Source organism: Pseudomonas sp. 102515, assembly GCF_031085165.1.
Lineage (GTDB): Bacteria > Pseudomonadota > Gammaproteobacteria > Pseudomonadales > Pseudomonadaceae > Chryseomonas.
In genome coordinates, this window is record NZ_JAVHTY010000001.1 from 1,132,798 (window position 1) to 1,152,516 (window position 19,719).

The following is a 19,719-nucleotide window of genomic DNA, read 5'->3' on the forward strand; positions in this document are numbered from 1 at the left end:
TCAGCCGTGCTCCTTCTCGAATTCCGCCAGATAGGTCACCAGCGCCTGGACGGCCTCCAGGGTGACGGCATTGTAGATGGAGGCGCGCATGCCGCCCACCGAACGGTGGCCCTGCAGATACAGCAGGCCGCGCGCTTCGGCGCCCTCGAGGAACGCCTTGTCGAGGCGCTCGTCCGCCAGGCGGAAAGGCACGTTCATCCAGGAACGGTCGTTCTTGGCGATGGGGTTGCTGTAGAAGTCGCTGGCATCGATGAAGCCGTACAGCAGGTCCTTCTTCTGGCGATTCAGGCGCTCCATGGCGGGCAGACCGCCCTGCTCCTTCAGCCACTTGAACACCAGGCCCGACAGGTACCAGGAGAAGGTGGCCGGGGTGTTGTACATGGAGCCGTTGTCGGCTTCGACCTTGTAGTCCAGCAGCGTCGGGCAGGCGGCGCGGGCGCGACCCAGCAGGTCTTCGCGGACGATCACCACCACCAGGCCGCTGGGCCCGATGTTCTTCTGGGCGCCGGCGTAGATCAGCCCGAAACGCGAGACATCCAGCGGACGCGAAAGGATGTCGGAAGAGGCATCCGCCACCAGGGGCACATCGCCGACCTCCGGAATCCAGTCGAACTCCAGGCCGCCAATGGTCTCGTTGGGCGTGTAGTGGACGTAGGCCGCGTCCTTGGACAGCTGCCATTCGCTCTGCGCGGGGATGGCGAAGTAGTCGTAGCCCTTGGCACTGGCGGCGACGTTGACCGAGCCATAGTGCTGCGCCTGCTCGATGGCCTTGCGCGACCAGATGCCGGTGTCGATGTAGTCGGCCTTGCCGCCCTCGGGCATCAGGTTCATCGCCAGCTGGGCGAACTGCAGGCTGGCGCCACCCTGCAGGAACAGCACCTTGTAGTTGCCGGGCACGCCCAGCAACTCGCGCAGGTCGGCCTCGGCCTGGCTCGAGATGGCGGTGAAGTCTTCACCGCGGTGGCTCATCTCCATCACCGACAGGCCACGCCCCTGCCAATCCAGCAGATCGGCCTGGGCCTGGCGCAGCACAGCTTCAGGCAGGGCCGCCGGGCCGGCGCAGAAGTTGTAGGCACGCTTGCTCATCACTCGTCATCCTCGTTGGGAAGGTCATCGCTCGGCACGTCGCTGGCACCGGGCAGCACATCGTCCTGGTCGGGCTCATGACTGTCGACCGGCAACTCCTTATCGAGCAGCTCGTCGTCCAGCTCGGCTTCGTGATCCAGCAGCTCTTCGTCGACCGAAGGCTCCTGCACCCGCTCCAGGCCCACCAGCTTCTCGCCCTTGCCGAGCTTGATCAGGGTAACGCCCTGGGTGTTGCGACCGGTACGGGAGATACCCTCGACCGGCGTCCGCACCAGAGTGCCCTGGTCGGAGATCAGCATGATCTCTTCGCCGTCCAGCACCTGGATGGCGCCGATCAGGGGACCGTTGCGCTCGTTGATGACCATGGCGATCACGCCCTGGCCACCACGGCCACGCTGCGGGTATTCGGCCATGGCGGTGCGCTTGCCGAAGCCATTGAGGCTGGCGGTGAGGATCTCGGCACCCGGCTCGGGGATCAGCATGGAAATCAGCCGCTGGTTCTCGGCCAGACGCATGCCGCGCACGCCGCGGGCGGTACGGCCCATGGTGCGCACATGGCGCTCCTTGAAGCGGATGACCTTGCCACCGTCGGAGAACAGCATGACCTCGCGGGCACCATCGGTGATGGCGGCGGCGATCAGGCTGTCGCCCTCTTCCAGCTTCAGCGCGATCAGGCCGTTGCTGCGCGGACGGCTGAACTGCACCAGCGGGGTCTTCTTCACGGTGCCGTTGCGGGTGGCCATGAAGATGTAGGCGCCGGTGGGCTCGTCTTGGTCGGCATCGAGGAGCTCGCCCTCTTCGCCTTCGCTCTCGACGTCGTCTTCCACCAGCACGGCGTCTTCGATGTCCAGGTTGTCGTCCTGCTCGCCCAGGTCTTCTTCACCGATGGGCGCCTGCTGGCGCACGGCTTCCAGATCGACCGGCAGCATGGCGGTGATGCGCTCGCCTTCGGCCAGCGGCAGCAGGTTGACCAGCGGACGGCCACGGGCGGCGCGGGAGGCCTCGGGGATCTCGTAGGTCCGCTTCCAGTAGACCTTGCCCAGGCTGGAGAACAGCAGCAGGGTGGTATGGCTGTTGGCGACCAGCAGGTGTTCGATGTAGTCCTCTTCCTTGACCGCCGAGGCCGAGCGGCCGCGACCGCCCCGGCGCTGGGCCTGGTAGGCGTGCAGCGGCTGGGACTTGGCGTAGCCGCCATGGGAGATGGTGACGACGCGGTCTTCCTCGGTGATGAGGTCGGCGATGGTCAGGTCCACCTGGGAGGCGATGATCTCGGTGCGACGCTTGTCGCCGAACTCGGCCTTGACCTTTTCCAGCTCCTCGCGGATGACTTCCATCAACCGCTCGGGGTTGGTCAGGATGCGGATCAGCTCGCCGATCTGCAGCAGGATTTCCTGGTACTCGGCGATGAGCTTCTCGTGCTCGAGGCCGGTCAGACGGTGCAGGCGCAGATCGAGGATGGCCTGGGCCTGTTCCGGCGAGAGATGGTACTTGCCTTCGTGCAGACCGTACTGCTCGGGCAGCTCGTCCGGCCGGCAGGAATCGGCCCCGGCGCGCTCGACCATCTCGCGCACGGCGCTGGATTCCCAGGGCGTCGCGATCAGGCGCTCCTTGGCTTCGGCCGGGGTCGGCGAACTCTTGATCAGTTCGATGACCGGATCGATGTTGGACAGGGCGACCGCCTGGCCTTCGAGGATGTGGCCACGCTCGCGCGCCTTGCGCAGTTCGTAGACGGTCCGCCGGGTCACGACTTCGCGACGGTGGCGAATGAAGGCTTCCAGCAGTTCCTTGAGGTTCAGGGTCCGCGGCTGGCCGTCGAGCAGGGCCACCACGTTGATGCCGAACACCGTCTGCAGCTGGGTCTGGGCGTAGAGGTTATTGAGCACCACCTCGGGGGTCTCGCCGCGACGCAGCTCGATGACCACGCGCATGCCGTCCTTGTCGGACTCGTCGCGCAGCTCGGTGATGCCTTCGATCTTCTTCTCTTTCACCAGCTCGGCGATCTTCTCGATCAGCCGTGCCTTGTTGAGCTGGTAGGGCAGCTCGGTGATGACGATCTGCTGGCGATTGGCGCTCTTGTCGATGTCCTCGACCTCGGCGCGGGCCCGCACGTAAATGCGGCCACGACCGGTGCGGTAGGCCTCGATGATGCCGGCACGACCGTTGATGATGCCCGCGGTCGGGAAATCCGGACCGGGAATGTACTGCATCAGGTCGTCGACGGTCAGCTCGCTGTTCTCGATCAGCGCCAGGCAGCCATCGATCACTTCGCCGAGGTTGTGCGGCGGGATGTTGGTGGCCATGCCGACCGCGATACCGCTGGAACCGTTGACCAGCAGATTGGGGATGCGCGTGGGCATCACCGCCGGGATCTGCTCGGTGCCGTCGTAGTTGGGCACCCAGTCGACGGTCTCCTTGTCCAGGTCGGCCAGCAGTTCGTGGGCGAGCTTGGACATCCGCACTTCGGTGTAACGCATGGCCGCGGCGTTGTCGCCGTCCACCGAACCGAAGTTGCCCTGGCCATCCACCAGCATGTAGCGCAGCGAGAAGGGCTGGGCCATCCGCACGATGGTGTCGTAGACCGCGGTATCGCCGTGGGGGTGGTACTTACCGATGACGTCACCCACCACACGGGCGGATTTCTTGTACGGTTTGTTCCAGTCGTTGCCCAGCTCGCTCATGGCGTAGAGCACGCGCCGGTGCACCGGCTTGAGGCCGTCGCGCACATCCGGCAGGGCCCGGCCGACGATGACGCTCATCGCGTAGTCGAGATACGACTGCCGCAATTCGTCTTCGATATTGACCGGGAGGATTTCTTTGGCCAGTTCACCCATGAGAAGCCTGGTTCCTTCTGATCTGAAAAGCGCTAAGGCTCGTCCGCACGTCGGCCGAGCCTGATATAGGAGAGGTGAAAGCCCGTCTGGCGGCGCCTGCCACCGGCGGCGCAAAGGGCGCTCCAACCGGTTTTCGGCGCTGCATCACCGCCTGCCGAGGGCTTTCGAACACAGCCTGTGCAAAGAGCGAAATTCTAACACATTCAGGGATGTATCCGCCCCTGGCGATCACCTCAATGCAGGCGTCGGCGATTCATCAGCTCGGCCATCTTCTTGGCGTCCGGGCGCTCCACCACACCGCGCTCGGTGACGATGGCGTCGATGAGATCGGCCGGGGTGACGTCGAACACCGGATTGAAGGCCTCCACGCCGGCGGCGATGCGCTGCCCACCCACTTCCAGCAACTCGTGACCGGCGCGCTCCTCGATGGGGATGTCGTCACCGGACGCGAGATTCATGTCGATGGTGGAGCTGGGCGCCACCACCATGAAGCGCACCCCGTGGTGCATGGCGATGACCGCCAGGTTGTAGGTGCCGATCTTGTTGGCCACGTCGCCATTGGCGGTGATGCGATCGGCACCGACGATCACCCAGGCGACGTTGCGCGTCTTCATCAGGTGCGCCGCCGCGGCATCGGCGTTGAGGCTGACCGGGATGCCCTCCCCGGCCAGCTCCCAGGCGGTGAGGCGCGAGCCCTGTAGCCAGGGGCGGGTCTCGTCGGCATGGACGCATTCCACCAGCCCGTCCAGGTGCGCCGCACGCAGAACGCCCAGGGCGGTGCCGAAGCCGCCGGTGGCCAGGGCGCCGGTATTGCAGTGGGTAAGGAAGGTCTGCTTGCTGGCGTCGTGCTTGCGGATCAGCTCGACGCCCAGCTGGGCCATGGTCAGATTGGCTTCGCGATCGCTCAGGTGGATGGCCACCGCCTCGGTTTCCAGCGCTGCCAGGGCGCCCTCCCCAGCGGTGCGCGCCAGGCGCTCGCGCATCCGGTTGAGCGCCCAGAACAGGTTGACCGCGGTGGGCCGCGAGGCCGCCAGCAGTTCGAAGTCGGCACTGACGGTCGCCTGCCAATCCTCACCCGCCGCGGCGCGCTGCCGGGCACCCAGCACCACGCCATAGGCGGCGCTGATGCCGATGGCCGGAGCACCGCGCACCAGCATGTCGCGGATCGCCTGGGCCACCTCGGCGGCGCTGTGACAGGCGACCCAGTGTTCGCGCAGCGGCAACAGGCGCTGGTCGAGCAGGTGCAGGGCACCGTCTCGCCATTCGATCGCCTTGATCTTTTCCGCCGCCAGCAGACGCTCTCGCATGATCTCTCCTCGACCTGAATCTGTAGCCCGCCAGTATACCGGCATCGGCGTGCGGATTTAGCGGTAGCGCCGCAAGGACCGCTATACTGCCGGCTCGCCCCTCTTGGAACCGCCGCAGATGCCCACCCCCGCGCCCCTGGACCTCTTGTTGCTCCCCAGCTGGATCGTGCCGGTGGAGCCGGCCGGGGTGGTCCTGCGCGATTACGCGCTGGGCGTGCGCGACGGCTGCATCGCCCTGCTCGCGCCGCGCAGCGAGGCCTTGCGCCATCCGGCCAAGGAGACCCTGGAGCTGCCGGGCAAGGTGCTGATTCCCGGCCTGATCAATGCCCACGGCCATGCCGCCATGACGCTGTTTCGCGGCATGGCCGACGACCTGCCGCTGCAGACCTGGCTGCAGGATCACATCTGGCCCGCCGAAGGGCGCTGGGTCGACGAGGATTTCGTCCGTGACGGCACCACCCTGGCCATCGCCGAGCAGATCCGTGGCGGCATCACCTGCTTCTCGGACATGTACTTCTATCCCCAGGTGGCCTGCGAGGCGATCCATCGCACCGGCGTGCGCGCCCAGGTCTGCCTGCCGATCCTCGACTTCCCGATTCCCGGCGCCCGCACCGCCGACGACATGATCCGGCGTGGCCTGGAACTGTTCGACGACATGAAGCTGCACGAGCGCATCAGCGTGGCCTTCGGCCCCCATGCGCCCTATACCGTGGCCGACGCCAAGCTCGAAGAGATCCTGGTGCTCGCCGAGCAGTTGCAGGCACCGATCCAGATGCACGTGCACGAGACCGCCTTCGAGGTGGAACAGGCCCTGCAGCAGACCGGCGAGCGGCCGCTCAGCCGGCTGCGCCGCCTGGGTCTGCTCGGACCGCGCTTCCAGGCCGTGCACATGACCCAGGTGGACGACGAGGACCTAGAAAACCTGGTCGAGACCAACAGCCATGTCATCCACAGCCCCGAGTCCAATCTCAAGCTGGCCAGCGGCTTCTGCCCGGTGGAGCGGCTCTGGCAGGCCGGCGTCAACGTCGCCATCGGCACCGACGGCGCGGCCAGCAACAACGACCTCGATCTGCTCGGCGAGACCCGTACCGCGGCCCTGCTGGCCAAGGCCGTCGCCGGCTCGGCCACCGCCCTGGATGCCCACCGCGCGCTACGCATGGCGACCCTGAACGGTGCCCGCGCCCTGGGCCTGGAACGCTGCCTGGGCTCGCTGGAAGTCGGCAAGGCGGCCGACCTGACCGCCGTCGACCTCAGCGGTCTCGCCCAGCAGCCGCTCTACGACCCCGTCTCGCAACTCATCTACGCCACCGGCCGCGACCGCGTCAGCGATGTCTGGGTCGGGGGCGTGCCGCTGCTGCGCCAGGGCGAACTCGTGCGCCTGGACGAGGCCGAACTCATAGCCAATGCGCAGCAGTGGGCCACCCGTATCCAGCAGGGCGCCTGACGCGCCCCGCTCCCTTGCCTCTGGAGAACCCCATGTCCAACGTCGATAACGCCGAGATCGCCAAGTTCGAGGCCCTCGCCTACCGCTGGTGGGACCGCGAGAGCGAATTCAAGCCGCTGCACGACATCAACCCGCTACGCGTCAACTGGATCGACCAGCACGCCGGCCTGGCCGGCAAGAAGGTGCTGGACGTCGGCTGCGGTGGCGGCATCCTCAGCGAGGCCATGGCCCAGCGCGGCGCCCAGGTGACCGGCATCGACATGGCCGAGGCGCCCCTTGCCGTCGCCCGCCTGCATCAGCTGGAGTCCGGCGTGCCGGTGGAATACATCCAGGAGACCACCGAGGACCACGCGCGCAAGCACGCCGGCAGCTACGATGTGGTGACCTGCCTGGAGATGCTCGAACACGTGCCGGACCCCTCCTCGGTGATCAAGGCCTGCCACGACCTGGTCAAGCCGGGCGGCCAGGTGTTCTTCTCCACCATCAACCGCAATCCCAAGGCCTATCTATTCGCCATCGTCGGCGCGGAATACGTGCTGCGCCTGCTGCCGCGTGGCACCCATGACTTCCGCAAGTTCATCCGTCCTTCGGAGCTGGGTGCCTGGGCCCGCGCCGCCGGCCTCAACCTGCGCGATGTCATCGGCCTCACCTACAACCCGCTGACCAAGAGATACAAGCTGGAAGGCGACGTGACGGTGAACTACATGGTGCGCACCCAGCGCGAGGACTAGGCCATGCGTCTGCAAGCGGTCCTCTTCGACATGGACGGTACCCTGCTGGACACGGCGCCGGATTTCATCGCCATCATCCAGGCCATGCGCCAGGACCAGGGCCTGGCAGCGGCCGACGAGGCCCGCCTGCGCGGCGTCATCTCCGGCGGTGCCAAGGCGATGATCCTGGCCGGCTTCGAGGTCGATCCGCTGGGCGCCGAACTCGAACCACTGCGCCTGGAATTCCTCGAGCGCTACCAGACGCAGTGCGCGATCCATACCCGACTGTTCGATGGCATGGACGAGATCCTGCGCGATCTGGACGCCGCCCGGCTGCGCTGGGGCGTGGTGACCAACAAGCCGGTGCGCTTCGCCGAACCCATCATGCGGCGCCTGGGCCTGGCCGAACGCTCGGCCTGCCTGATCTGCCCGGATCACGTCACGCACAGCAAGCCGGACCCGGAGATGGTGGTGCTGGCCTGCCGGCAACTGGATGTCGATCCCCAGACCGCCCTGTTCATCGGCGACGACCTGCGCGACATCGAGTCCGGCCGCGCCGCCGGCAGCAAGACGGTGGCGGCGCGCTACGGCTACATCCATCCGGACGATCACCCCGAGCACTGGGGTGCCGACGCCATCATCGACCATCCGCTGGAATTGCGTGCGCTGCTCGACCACGCACTGGGCGGCTGCTAGGGGTTCAGATGTTCGACTACCAGGCTCCGGCCGAGCTGCTCAGAGACCGTGTCATCCTCGTCACCGGCGCCAATCGCGGCATTGGCGCCGCCCTGGCCAAGGCCTGCGCCGCCCTGGGCGCTACCGTCATCCTCCAGGGTCGCGATGCCGCGGCGCTGGACCAGGTGCGCCAGGAGATCCAGGCCGGCAGCGGCCAGGCGGAGACCCTGGTGCTGGATCTCGAACAGGCCGATGCGGCGGCCTATGCCGCCGTCGCTGAACACCTGCAGCGACGTCATGGTCGCCTGGACGGGCTGGTGCACAACGCCGGCCTGCTGGGACCGCGGGTGCTGCTGGAGCAGACGCCCGCCGCGGCCCTGGCGCAGGTGCTGCAGGTCAATGTCCAGGCCGGCTTCGCCCTGACCCAGGCCCTGCTGCCCCTGCTAAAGGCTGCCGGTGAGGCCTCGGTGATCTTCACCTCCAGCAGTGTCGGTCGCAAGGGTCGAGCCAGCTGGGGCGCCTATTCGATGTCCAAGTTCGCCACGGAAGGCCTGATGCAGGTCTGGGCCGAGGAGCTTGCGGACGCTGGTATCCGGGTCAACAGTGTCAATCCTGGCGGTACCCGCACCGCGATGCGCGCGGCGGCCTATCCGGACGAGGACCCTGCCCGGGTGCCCGCGCCGGAAGACATCCTGCCGGCCTACCTCTACCTGCTCGGCCCGGCCAGCCAGGGCATCACCGGCCAGGCGCTCAACGCCCAGTAGCGGGTTCGGTCAGACGTGGAAGCGCTGCACCAGCCGCGAGAGTTCGTCACCCAGCTCGGCCAGCTCCCGGCTGGCTGACGCCGTCTCTGCCATCGCCTGACTGGATTGATCGGCACCGTCGCGAATCCGCGTCACATTGACCGCCACCTCTTCGGCCACCCCGCGCTGCTGTGCTGCCGCCGCGGCGATCTGCTGATTCTTCTGCTGGATGCTGGCCACCGCCGTGGCGATACCGGCAAAGGCCCGCCGGGTATCGCCGGCGCTGCCAAGCGTCCCGGCGAGCAGGGTCTCGCTCTGCTGCATCCGCTCGACCGCTTCGCCACTGCCCTTCTGCAGCACCACGATGAGTTGCTCGATCTCGACACTCGACTGCTGAGTACGGCGCGCCAGGGCGCGGACTTCGTCGGCGACCACGGCGAAACCCCGCCCCTGTTCGCCGGCGCGCGCCGCTTCGATGGCCGCGTTGAGCGCCAGCAGGTTGGTCTGCTCGGCCACGGCCTTGATCACGTCGAGCACGCTGCTGATCGCCTGGCTATCGTGGGACACGCCCTGGAGCCGCTCGGCAGCGGCGCGGACGTCCACCCCCAGGGTCTCGATACCGGCCAGGCTGCGGCCGATCACCGCCTGGCCATCGCTGACCTCGCGCTCGGCCTGATCGCCGGCACCGGCGGCAGCTTCGGCGTCCGCAGCGACGCCCTGGGCGGTGGCGGCCAATTCAGCCATGGCCGCCGCCACCTGATCGGTTTCCTCGCGCTGGCGGGTCACACCCAGCTGCGCTTCGCGCGCCTGCTCGGCCAAGGCCGCGGCGGAGTGGCCGAGCCGGCCGATGCCGCCCTGCAGTTGCAGGACCATGCCGCGCAGCGCCGCCACCATGCTGGCGCTGGAGCGCTGCAGCTGGCCGATTTCATCGCCGCGATCCACCGTCAACTCGACATCCAGCTGGCCCTGGGCGATGCGCTCGGCGGCGGCGATCACCTTGCGCAGCGGCCGGACGATGGCCAGGGTGATGATCAGCGCGGCCAGGGCGCCGACGATCAGCGCCAGCAGGGCGACGCCGCCGATGGTCAACAGGCGCGTGGTCATCATCGCCTGCAGTTCGGTTTCCTGTTGCCCATAGAGGGCATCGACCCGCTGCACCGCGGTGTCGGCCAGGCTGGTCATCCGCGCACCGGCGGCCTGCTCCTGGGCCAGGGCGGCGGCATAGTCGCCCAGGCGGCGGATGAATTCCTTGATATTGGTGGAGACGTCCTGGATGACCGAGGAATAGGCCGGATCGCTCAGTTGCGGCTCGACCTTGGCCAGCAATTCCAAGGCGGCACTGGCCGAGGGCAGCGGCTGGTCGTCCACCGTGCTCTTGCCGGCCCGTGCCCGGGCTTCGTCGAGGCTCTTGAGCATCAGTCGATAGAGTTCACCGACCTGCTGCGACAGCGTCAGGAGTTCGGCGCCCTGCTTGCCCTCGGACTCCTTCAGCGCATAGGCGCCGTCATCCAGCAGACCGGACTGGAGGATATCCAGGCTATTGGCCGCACCCTCCACCAGAAAGGCCGCCCCTTCCATGGCCAGACGGCGCGAGGTGTAGAGGCGTTCGAAGTCGGCGAAGGCGGCGCCATAGGCCTGGGTGGCCTCGCGGGCGGCGTCGATATCGGCGGCGTTGACATTGCCCACCTCCGCCTGCAGTTGCCCCAACCGGTCGAGCACCGCCGGCAAGGCCTGCCGCAGGTGCTCGGCCTGGGTTGCGTCGCCACTCAGGCGAAAGCCCTGCTCCAGGGCGCGAACCTGCATCACCTGCCGGTTGATCGCCGCCATGTCGCGCAGGGAACCGAAGCGATGCTCGACATCCTTGAGCGCGAGGCCGCCCTGGAGAGCCACCACCAGGGTCAGTAGCAGCACCAGGCCAAAGCCCACCGCCAGCTTGGTGGCGGTTCGCCAGTTGGCCAGGCGATAGCGCGCAATCCCTTTCATACCGCACCCCGACAAAATGAGTTCTACCGACGCTGTCGTCTGCAGAAACCGATTCTTGAGGGGCTGGGGGCTAACGGGCCGCGATCCGTCGCCCGCGGTTATGTCGGCGTCGCTTTGGCTCGTGGCCGTTGGCCAGCCGCCTGACCGCTCAACGACCGGCGCGGGACTCGCGGATATAGAAGCGCGCCTTCTCGGCGTTCTTCACGCAACCGGTATAGGCCTCGACCTGCTGTTGCGTCTTGGCGGTGGACAGCAGCGCCAGTGCCTTGGAATAGCTCACCGTGCCGGAAAAGCCTTCGGCCTTGGCCAGGTCGAGTTCCTGCCAGGCGGAACGGGTCTGGGCGGCGCAACTGTCGCGATTGACCACCTTGCCCGAGCACCCCGCGAGCACCATGGCGGCCAGCGTAGCGGCCAGGACGGGAACCAGTTTCGCTTTCATCTCTCTTTCTCCTTGCGACCTGCAGCCGGCCGGAACGGCCGGATAACCGCAGCGTAGACCGCCAACCGCGGGCACTGTTCAGCGCCGGTTGCGCAGAAACTCGACCACCGCGGCCTGGTCGCCGCTGAAGATCACCCGGGACGCCTTGCTCTCGCGCTGATAGGCGTACATGGGGTCGTAGTATTCCGCCAGCAGCCCCTCGATCCAGCCGCGATGCGCGGCAACGTCGCCCGAGCGCTCCTGCTCGGCCAGGGCGTCTTCGAGAATGGCCGACAGGCGCTGGAAGCGTTCGCCACCCAGGCGCTTGGCGATGCCGGAAAGGCTCTTGCGCAGCTGCTCGGCGAACCGTCCGAAGCCCTGCTCCGCCCCGTGCAGGGCGACGAATTCCGCCGCCAGGTCGATGACATAGTCGCGCAGGATGCGCTCGATGCGATTTTCCCGGCTGTCCTCCAGCCAGACCAATGGGTACTGCTGCATGCCCTGGTGCAATTCCAGCGGCAGGGAGCAGCGACCGACCAGGCGCGACTCGTCTTCCAGTACGAACTGCGTCTGCCCCGCATGGCGGCGGCGCAGCAGGTCGATGGCCAGGCTGTTCTCGAAATCGATCTGGCCCGGCTGCGGCGTGGCCCGCTTGCCGAAGCTGGAGCCTCGGTGGTTGGCATGGCCTTCGAGGTCGACGGCGTTGTCGAGCTGGGCCACCACTTCGGTCTTGCCGGTGCCGGTCATGCCGCCCACCACCACGAAGCCGCACTCGGCCAGGGCCTGCTGCAGCGTGTCGATGAGAAAGGTGCGCATGGCCTTGTAGCCCCCCATCACGCGCGGATAGGCGATGCCGGCTTCGCTGCGCAGCCATTCCTGACTGAGCTGCGAGCGCAAGCCACCGCGGAAGCAATAGAGGTAGCCCTCCGGATGGGCCTGGGCGAAGTCGGCCCAAGCCTGGATGCGCGCCTCTTTCACTGCACCGGACACCAGTTGATGCCCCAGTTGCAGCGCCGCCTGCTGACCCTGCTGCTTGTAACGGGTGCCGACGCGCTGGCGCTCCAGGTCATTCATCAGCGGCAGATTGGTGGCCTGGGGAAAGGCACCCTTGGCGAATTCCACGGGGGCGCGGACATCGACCAGGGGGATATCGCTCAGGAACAGCGCCCGTAGGTCGCGGGCATCCTCACGCTGACTCATCAGGCCACCTCGACCGCATGGGCGCGTCGGCTCACCAGCTGCCCTATGGGTTGCAGGGCCAGACCCAGCTCCGCGGCGACGGCCAGAAATTCCGTCTCGCCTTCGGGCGCCACGGCAACCAGCAGGCCGCCACTGGTCTGGGGATCGCACAGCAACTGGCGGCGGCCTTCGTCCAGCGGGGCGATACGGCTGCCGTAGCTGTCGAAATTGCGCTCGGTCCCGCCAGGCACGCAGCCCTGCTGCAGGTAGAAGTCCACGCCGTCGAGACGGGGAATGGCGGCGAAGTCGAGCTCGGCGGTCAGGCCACTGCCGTCGGCCATCTCCACCAGGTGGCCGAGCAGGCCGAAGCCGGTGACGTCGGTCATCGCCGTGACGCCGGCCAGTCGGCCGAAGCGGCTGCCGGGACGATTGAGCTGGCACATGGTATCCCGCGCCCGATGGCGATCCTCGGGCCGCAGCAGGGCGCGCTTCTCGGCGGTGGTGAGGATGCCGATGCCCAGCGGCTTGGTCAGATAGAGGCGGCTGCCCAGGGTCGCGGTGTCGTTACGCTTGAGATGACGCTTTTCCACGATCCCGGTCACGGCCAGGCCAAAGATCGGCTCGGGGGCGTCGATGGAATGGCCACCGGCCAGGGGAATGCCCGCCTCGTCGCAGACCCGCCGACCGCCGGCGATGACCTCGCGCGCCACTTCCGGCGGGAGCACGTTCACCGGCCAGCCGAGGATGGCGATGGCCAGCAAGGGGTCGCCGCCCATGGCGTAGATGTCGCTGATGGCATTGGTGGCGGCGATGCGACCGAAGTCGAAGGGGTCATCGACGATGGGCATGAAGAAGTCGGTGGTGGAGACCACCCCGCGCTCGTCGTCCAGCCCATAGACCGCGGCATCGTCGCGCGAGGCATTGCCCACCCACAGCCGCGAATCCAGGTGCTGGGCGCCGCTGCCGGCCAGGATGGTCTCCAGGGTCTTGGGGGCGATCTTGCAACCACAACCGGCGCCGTGGCTGTATTGGGTGAGGCGAATGGGATCGGTCATCGTTACTCCGGTTCAGCGGTGGCGCTGGTTCGACAGCCAGCGCGAAGGGGCGTAATAGTAGCAAATGCCCGTTAGCCGGCGGGGACCGGCCGCGTCTAACAGATCGCCAGCCAAAGCAAAAGGGCTGTTTTCTGGCGGTAATCCACAGTTGCTGTGGATAACCTCGTGGAAAACTTCCAGACGACCCCGGACAAGCGAGCGGCGGTGCGGTGATGGACGAACTGGCGATTTTTTAGCCGGTCCGCCAACTATTTTTTCCAGTATGAGGGTAGCGAACGGAAGCGCCGTGCGTTATGGCCAGGGTGCGCTAGCATTGCCAGTTTCCCCGGTCATAGCGGTACTCATGTCTTCTCCAGCCACCTCCGCCCCTACCACCTGGCAACGCGGCCTGCTGCTCGCCAGCCTCATGCTCATCGCCCTCAACCTGCGCCCGGCACTGTCCAGCCTGGCACCCCTGTTGCGGCAGATCGAGGCCAGCACGGGACTCTCCAGCAGCGCCATCGGCCTGCTCACCACCCTGCCGGTGCTCTGCCTGGGGCTGTTCGCCCCCCTGGCCCCGCGCCTGGCACGCCGCTGGGGCAGCGAACGCACCCTGGGCGCCATCCTGGCGCTGCTCGCCTGTGGCATCGTCCTGCGCAGCCTGCTGCCGCCCCTGGGGCTGTTTCTCGGCAGCCTGATCGCCGGCGCCTGCATCGGCATCCTTGGCGTGCTGCTGCCAGCCCTGGTCAAGCGCGACTTCCCCGCCCAGGCTGGCCAGCTGATGGGGCTCTACACCATGATGCTGTGCATCGGCGCCGCCGTGGCCGCCGGGGCCACCGCGCCCCTTGCCGAAGCCTTCGACGGCCACTGGCAGCCCGCCCTCGCCGCCTGGGCACTGGTCGCCATGATCGCGCTGGTGATCTGGCTACCACAACTGCGCCAGTCGCCCACGGCGCCACCGCGCCGAGATGCTGGCGGTTCGCTGTGGCGCAATCGGCTGGCCTGGCAGATCACCCTCTACATGGGCCTGCAGTCGTCGCTGGCCTATATCGTCTTCGGCTGGCTGCCCACCCTGCTGATGGATCGCGGCCTCGGCATGGTGCAGGCCGGCCTGATGCTGTCGGGCTCGGTGCTGACCCAACTGGTCAGCGCCCTCACCGCCCCCTGGCTGGCGACCCGCGGCCAGGACCAGCGCCTGGCCATCGTGGTGGTGATGAGCCTGACCCTCGCCGGCTTGCTCGGCTGCCTTTACGCCCCCGTCGGCAGTCTCTGGCTGTGGGCGGTGATCCTCGGCCTGGGCCAGGGCGGTACCTTCAGCCTTGCCCTCGCCCTGCTGGTGCTGCGCTCGCGGGACGCGGAAACCGCCGGGCGGCTGTCGGGCATGGCCCAGGGCGCGGGCTACAGCCTGGCCTCGCTCGGTCCGCTGCTGGTGGGCATCATCCACGACGCCACCCACGGCTGGGCGCCCATGGGCGTGCTCTTTACCCTGATCGCCGTGCTGGCCACGCTGTTTGGCCTGGGTGCGGGGCGCACCCGCTACGTCAACGACATCTAGCGGCGATAGAGCCCGGCGGCTCGACCGGTGTCGGTCTGCAGCCGCGGCGCGCGGACCCCCGCCTCGCCCAGGGCGCTCTGCCAGGCCGTGGCCTGTTCGCCGCCGAGGGTCACCGCTACATCGCCGTTGAGCGCCAGGGCCGCCGCGAGACGGGCGATCCAGGGTTGCTCCGGCGCCCGCTCCAGGGCGGGCAAGAGCAGCTGGCCATCGCGCTGCAACTCCTTGAGCAGGGTGGCGGCGCTCGGCAACAGTTCAGGCAGCGGCTGGCCGGCCTGCAGCCGCTCGGCATGCAGGTAGCCGCGACGATTGCCGCGGGTGATGCCATAGAGCGTCAGTACCGTCTGCGGCTCCGCCAGTCGCAGCACCAGCAGCCCCTGCTGATCATCCGGCCCATAGAGCATGGCCTCGCCCAGCAGGCTGTTGGCGATGACATTGCTGGCGCCGCAATCACGCCCCTCGCACCAGTAGAGCAGGGTCGCGCCCTGCTGCTGCAGGCGCTGTCGTTCGCTGTCCAGCCGTGCCAGCGGCGGATGGCCGCTGGCCAGCTCGAAGGTCTGGGTCCGGAGCTGGCCTTCCACCTGCAGTGAGTCCTCCAGGCGCAGACGACCGCCAATGCGACTGACCGGCCCCAGCGGATAGAGGCGTTCGGCGCTGGCCGGTCCGCTGTCGCGCACGAGCTGGGCATGATCCATGGGCGCGATCTCCGGCAATACCTCCGCCTGCACCATCCCGGCGGACAGCAGCAGGCCGATCAGCAGAAAGCGTCGAACGGAGGGGGAACGCGAGCAAAACGGACGGCTAGGCATGCCGCATTATTCGTCGGGCCCGATGCCGGCGGCAAAGAAGGCATTGAAACAATCTGCGACGGCTTGGGCGCCCGCGGCATCGTCCAGATGCAGATGGTGCCCGCCCGGCAGTTCATGGAGACCGAAGTTCGGCTGCTCTCGCGCCAGGCGCATGGCCTCGGCATGGGGCGCCACCAGGCCACCCGTGGCCACCACCAGAGCCGTCGGGCAGCGGACGGCGCCCAGGCAGGCGGCGGCCTGTTCCGGCGTGAAGCGGATCCGGCTGGGCAGGCGCAAGCGCGGATCGGAGCGCCAGGTGTAGCCGCCGGGTACCGCCATCAGGCCGCGCTCGGCGAGCAACTCGGCGGCTTCGCGACTGACCGTCAGGGCGCCCTTCAGCCGTGCCGCCACGGCGTCTTCCACCGTGGGGTAAACCGGCTTGCGCCGATTGGGCAATTCCAGTTCGGCGAGCAGGGCCTTGCCCAGTTTCTCGGCGATCTCCTCCACAGGCGTGGTGTAGGGCAGCAGGCCATCGATCAGCGCCAGGCGCTCGATCTGCTGCGGCAGGGCCGCGGCGGCGATGATGCCGACGATGGCGCCCATGGAGTGCCCGAGCAGGCCGAAACGGTCCCAGCCCAGTTGCCGCGCGGCAGCGAGCACATCCAGTACATAGTCCTGGATGGCATAGCCAACCCCGGCCGGGCGATGGGCCGACAGACCGTGCCCGGGCAGGTCCAGGGCGACGATGCGCAGACCATGCAGCCGTGGGGCGAGCTGGGCGAAGGTCATGGCATTGTCGAGCCAGCCGTGTAGCGCCAGCACCGGATAGCCGCCTTCCGGACCGAAGACCCGGGCGCTCAGCTCGATATGGGGCAATTCCAGGCGCAGCTCCTGCACCTGGGCCGTCATGCTCCCGACTCCGCTCGCAGCCGTGCGCGGCTCATGCCTGGGAGGCGTCCCGTTGCAGCGGCACCACGGCCACGGTCAGCCGCGAGACGCAGGTCAGGCGTCCTTCTTCATCGCTCAGCCGGATGTCCCAGACATGGCTGCTGCGTCCCAGGTGCAGGGGCCGAGCCACCGCCGTCACCCGCCCGGAACGCACGCCGCGCAGGTGGTTGGCGTTGATCTCCTGACCCACGCAGTAATAACGCGAGCGATCCACGCAGAGCATGCTGGCGATCGAGCCCACGGTTTCCGCCAGGGCCACCGAAGCGCCCCCATGCAACAGCCCCATGGGCTGGTGGGTGCGGCGGTCGACCACCATGCTGGCGGTCAGGCTGCTGTCGTCCCAGGCCTCGATGCGCATGTCCAGGTGTTCGGCCAGGGTGTTCTCGAGCGCACGCTCAAGGTCCGCGGGATCCGGAGGGGTCTGCCAGATGCTCATGTACTTTCCTTGCAAGGGCGTCAGCCGTGGAAGCGACTGACCAGATCGAAACCGCCGGCCAGGGGCAGCGGTGCCTCCAGGCACAGCAGGGAAGCGGTGCCCATGGCCACCGGCGCCTGCCGATGACCGTGCAGCAACCACCCGGCCAGTTCACCGACGAAGGGATTGTGGGTCACCAGCAGCAGCTCCTCCACCTCCAGTCGCGCCAGTTCCGCCAGGGCGCGCTCCGGCTCGCCGTCGGGGGTGGCCCAGGAGACGCTGCGCGACTCGCCCGGCCAGCCCAGTCGCTGTTGAACCAGGGTCGCCGTCTGCTGCGCCCGCACGTAGGGACTGGCGAGGATGAGCTGCAGCTTTGCATCCTTGAGCTGCAGGGCGCTGCGCAGTACCTCGGTGCGACCGGTCGCGGTCAGCTCGCGCAGCTCGTCACTGGGCGCCCGCGCCTCGGCTTCGCCATGGCGCAGCAGCCAGAGCCTCATGGCGCGGTGGCGGGACGGTCGTCGGGTTGCGCGGTGGACGGCCAGTCGGCGAAGGGCCAGGGCTTCACTTCGCTGGCGAAGGTGCCGAAGCGGACGATCTGCGCCAGATAGGTGCCCAGGGCCGCGCCGAAGGCGGTCAGACCGGGATTGGCTTCGCCCTTGATCAGGCGCACCACCAGCTGCACCAGCACCACCACCGCCAGCACGTACTGCGCACCCAGCCAGACGAACAGGAACAGCAGCATCCAGATCAGGCGCAGGCCTAGCAGCTCGCGGGAATGCTCGGGTTGGGACATGGAAATTCCTCTTTTCAGACAGTGTAGCGGCTCAGTTGAAGGCGGCGTCCGCCACATCGACATCGGTCTTGGGCTCACCGCCCATCAGGGCCTCGATCACCTGCCCCAAGCTGCGGCCCTCGAACAGGATCGCATAGAGGCCGTTGACCAGGGGCATGTAGACGCCCAGCTCGTCCGCTTTTTCCTTGAGCACGCGCAGGGTGTTGACGCCCTCGGCGGTCTCGCCGATCTGCGCCACCGCCTCGTCCAGCGTCAGTCCTCGCCCCAAGGCATGGCCGACCCGGTAGTTGCGACTCTTCTCCGACGAACAGGTCACGATCAGGTCCCCCACCCCGGCCAGGCCCAGGTAGGTGATGGGATTGGCGCCGCGCTGCACGGCGAAGCGGGTCATCTCGGCCAGGGCCCGGGTGATCAGCATGCTGCGGGTGTTCTCGCCCATCGCCAGGGCCGCGGCCATGCCGGCGATGATGGCGTAGACGTTCTTCAGGGCGCCGGCCAGTTCCACGCCGAGGCGGTCGGCACTGGCATAGACGCGGAAGGTACGGCCATGCAGCGCCGCCTGGACCCGTCGGCACACCTCCTCGTCCTCGCTGGCCGCCACGGTGGCGGTGAGCTGATGCTCGGCGATCTCGCGGGCGAGGTTGGGCCCGGAAATGATGCCGATGCGCGCCCGCGGCACGATTTCCGCGAGGATCTCGCTCATCAGCATGAAGGAATGCGCCTCGATGCCCTTGGTGGTGCTGACCAGAAAGCGCCCCTCCAGTTGCGGGGCGATGGGCGCCAGCGCCTGGCGCAGCGCGCTCGACGGCAGCGCGACCAGGATCAGCTCGCAGCCCTGGATGGCACCCTGCAGGTCGCTGGTGGCCTCGACCGCGGCGTGCACCTTGATGCCCTTCAGATAGCGCGGATTCTCGCGCTCGCGACGGATGGTCTCGGCCTGTTGCGGATCACGCATCCACAGGCGCACCGGCAGCCCGTTCTCGGCGACCAGATTGGCCAGGGCGGTACCGAAACTGCCGCCGCCCAGGACGGCGATGGGGGATTGGACTGTCATCGAAACTCTCGGCTTCACCGCGATCGCGCGGCCTCGTCGCCAGTATACGGTAGCCGCTTGCGCGGCCCAGGATGGAGAATTGACTGCGGAAAGTGCACAATGGTCCGTTAACGAGCGGGGCGCTGGCCTGTGACTTTCCCCATGCCCCGGCAGTCTACTGCTACACGAAGCCATACCCAGAGCGACCATTGGAGTCGCCAGAGCCTGGACCTAGGCCAGCTACAGGAGCTTGCATGACCAAACAACACGCCTTTACCTATGAAGACTTGCTGCGCTGCAGCCGTGGCGAGCTCTTCGGTCCGGGCAATGCCCAATTGCCCGCGCCAAACATGCTGATGATCGATCGGATCGTGCATATCAGTGAGGTAGGCGGGAAATACGGCAAGGGCGAACTGGTGGCGGAACTCGATATCCGTCCCGACCTCTGGTTCTTCGGCTGCCATTTCGAAGGTGATCCGGTGATGCCGGGCTGCCTGGGCCTGGATGCCATGTGGCAGCTGGTCGGTTTCTACCTTGGCTGGCAGGGCAATCCGGGTCGCGGTCGCGCCCTGGGCTCTGGCGAAGTGAAGTTCTTCGGCCAGGTACTGCCGACCGCCAAGAAGGTCACCTACAATATCCATATCAAACGCACCATCAACAGGTCGCTGATTCTCGCCATCGCCGATGGCACCGTTAGCGTGGACGGCCGCGAGATCTACTCCGCCGAAGGTCTGCGCGTCGGCCTGTTCACTTCCACCGATAGCTTCTAAGGGCTTTTCG

19 protein-coding genes and 1 pseudogene are annotated in these 19,719 nt (G+C 67.5%); 6 read left to right on the forward strand and 14 right to left on the reverse strand.

The window, feature by feature from the left end:
- The 3 genes from serC to mtnA form a co-directional block, all read right to left on the reverse strand.
- On the reverse strand, window positions 1-1,086 hold the full coding sequence (gene serC / locus RCF34_RS05190; protein WP_308707190.1) for a 3-phosphoserine/phosphohydroxythreonine transaminase: 1,086 nt from the start codon (window positions 1,084-1,086) through the stop codon (window positions 1-3).
- Window positions 1,086-3,917 (reverse strand): DNA gyrase subunit A, encoded by a 2,832-nt coding sequence (gyrA, locus tag RCF34_RS05195; protein WP_308707191.1) that lies wholly within the window; start codon window positions 3,915-3,917, stop codon window positions 1,086-1,088. Before gyrA ends, serC begins: the two co-directional genes overlap by 1 nt.
- Before the next feature lie 233 nt (window positions 3,918-4,150).
- On the reverse strand, window positions 4,151-5,224 hold the full coding sequence (gene mtnA / locus RCF34_RS05200) for an S-methyl-5-thioribose-1-phosphate isomerase (protein ID WP_308707192.1): 1,074 nt from the start codon (window positions 5,222-5,224) through the stop codon (window positions 4,151-4,153).
- Window positions 5,225-5,342: 118 nt separating this feature from the next.
- On the opposite strand from mtnA, the gene RCF34_RS05205 reads away from it, so the two are divergent.
- Genes RCF34_RS05205 through RCF34_RS05220 form a run of 4 tightly spaced genes read left to right on the forward strand, consistent with a single transcriptional unit; the run spans window position 5,343 to window position 8,817 of the window.
- Window positions 5,343-6,668 carry a TRZ/ATZ family hydrolase gene (locus RCF34_RS05205; protein WP_308707193.1) on the forward strand — a complete coding sequence of 442 codons (1,326 nt, stop codon included), beginning with the start codon at window positions 5,343-5,345 and terminating at the stop codon, window positions 6,666-6,668.
- 32 nt (window positions 6,669-6,700) lie between these two features.
- Window positions 6,701-7,399, forward strand: coding sequence for a bifunctional 2-polyprenyl-6-hydroxyphenol methylase/3-demethylubiquinol 3-O-methyltransferase UbiG (ubiG, locus tag RCF34_RS05210; protein WP_308707194.1), 699 nt, complete (start codon window positions 6,701-6,703; stop codon window positions 7,397-7,399).
- Between the two features lie 3 nt (window positions 7,400-7,402).
- A complete protein-coding gene (gene mupP / locus RCF34_RS05215; RefSeq protein ID WP_308707195.1) occupies window positions 7,403-8,074 on the forward strand; it encodes an N-acetylmuramic acid 6-phosphate phosphatase MupP in 672 nt (223 codons plus the stop codon).
- An 8-nt stretch (window positions 8,075-8,082) separates the two neighbouring features.
- A complete protein-coding gene (locus RCF34_RS05220) occupies window positions 8,083-8,817 on the forward strand; it encodes a YciK family oxidoreductase (RefSeq protein ID WP_308707196.1) in 735 nt (244 codons plus the stop codon).
- A gap of 9 nt (window positions 8,818-8,826) precedes the next feature.
- Here RCF34_RS05220 and RCF34_RS22940 read toward each other — a convergent pair whose 3' ends face one another.
- The 5 genes and pseudogenes from RCF34_RS22940 to selD form a co-directional block, all read right to left on the reverse strand.
- Window positions 8,827-9,690: a methyl-accepting chemotaxis protein gene (locus RCF34_RS22940; protein ID WP_374941161.1), complete on the reverse strand. Its 864-nt coding sequence runs from the start codon at window positions 9,688-9,690 to the stop codon at window positions 8,827-8,829.
- 21 nt (window positions 9,691-9,711) lie between these two features.
- Window positions 9,712-10,779: pseudogene (locus RCF34_RS22945) on the reverse strand (HAMP domain-containing protein); the annotation flags it as partial.
- Between the two features lie 148 nt (window positions 10,780-10,927).
- Window positions 10,928-11,218, reverse strand: coding sequence for a hypothetical protein (locus RCF34_RS05230; protein WP_308707198.1), 291 nt, complete (start codon window positions 11,216-11,218; stop codon window positions 10,928-10,930).
- A gap of 78 nt (window positions 11,219-11,296) precedes the next feature.
- Window positions 11,297-12,397, reverse strand: coding sequence for a tRNA 2-selenouridine(34) synthase MnmH (mnmH, locus tag RCF34_RS05235; RefSeq protein WP_308707199.1), 1,101 nt, complete (start codon window positions 12,395-12,397; stop codon window positions 11,297-11,299).
- Window positions 12,397-13,431: a selenide, water dikinase SelD gene (gene selD, locus RCF34_RS05240; RefSeq protein WP_308707200.1), complete on the reverse strand. Its 1,035-nt coding sequence runs from the start codon at window positions 13,429-13,431 to the stop codon at window positions 12,397-12,399. Before selD ends, mnmH begins: the two co-directional genes overlap by 1 nt.
- A 343-nt stretch (window positions 13,432-13,774) precedes the next feature.
- Here selD and RCF34_RS05245 point away from each other — a divergent pair, with 343 nt between their 5' ends.
- On the forward strand, window positions 13,775-14,965 hold the full coding sequence (locus tag RCF34_RS05245; RefSeq protein ID WP_308707201.1) for an MFS transporter: 1,191 nt from the start codon (window positions 13,775-13,777) through the stop codon (window positions 14,963-14,965).
- Here the strand turns inward: RCF34_RS05245 and RCF34_RS05250 are convergent.
- Genes RCF34_RS05250 through RCF34_RS05275 form a run of 6 tightly spaced genes read right to left on the reverse strand, consistent with a single transcriptional unit; the run spans window position 14,962 to window position 18,960 of the window.
- A complete protein-coding gene (locus RCF34_RS05250; RefSeq protein WP_308707202.1) occupies window positions 14,962-15,771 on the reverse strand; it encodes a DUF4892 domain-containing protein in 810 nt (269 codons plus the stop codon). The genes RCF34_RS05245 and RCF34_RS05250 overlap by 4 nt on opposite strands.
- 6 nt (window positions 15,772-15,777) lie before the next feature.
- Complete coding sequence (locus RCF34_RS05255) at window positions 15,778-16,659, reverse strand: alpha/beta hydrolase (protein WP_308707203.1); 882 nt, start codon at window positions 16,657-16,659, stop codon at window positions 15,778-15,780.
- A 31-nt stretch (window positions 16,660-16,690) separates the two neighbouring features.
- Window positions 16,691-17,134, reverse strand: coding sequence for a hotdog fold thioesterase (locus RCF34_RS05260; protein WP_308707204.1), 444 nt, complete (start codon window positions 17,132-17,134; stop codon window positions 16,691-16,693).
- Between the two features lie 20 nt (window positions 17,135-17,154).
- On the reverse strand, window positions 17,155-17,610 hold the full coding sequence (sixA, locus tag RCF34_RS05265) for a phosphohistidine phosphatase SixA (RefSeq protein ID WP_308707205.1): 456 nt from the start codon (window positions 17,608-17,610) through the stop codon (window positions 17,155-17,157).
- Window positions 17,607-17,906, reverse strand: coding sequence for a DUF4389 domain-containing protein (locus RCF34_RS05270; protein WP_308707206.1), 300 nt, complete (start codon window positions 17,904-17,906; stop codon window positions 17,607-17,609). The genes sixA and RCF34_RS05270 overlap by 4 nt, the downstream gene beginning before the upstream one ends.
- A 31-nt stretch (window positions 17,907-17,937) precedes the next feature.
- Window positions 17,938-18,960: an NAD(P)H-dependent glycerol-3-phosphate dehydrogenase gene (locus tag RCF34_RS05275; RefSeq protein ID WP_308707207.1), complete on the reverse strand. Its 1,023-nt coding sequence runs from the start codon at window positions 18,958-18,960 to the stop codon at window positions 17,938-17,940.
- A 233-nt stretch (window positions 18,961-19,193) separates the two neighbouring features.
- On the opposite strand from RCF34_RS05275, the gene fabA reads away from it, so the two are divergent.
- On the forward strand, window positions 19,194-19,709 hold the full coding sequence (gene fabA / locus RCF34_RS05280) for a 3-hydroxyacyl-[acyl-carrier-protein] dehydratase FabA (protein WP_058761548.1): 516 nt from the start codon (window positions 19,194-19,196) through the stop codon (window positions 19,707-19,709).
- Window positions 19,710-19,719 lie beyond the last annotated feature (10 nt).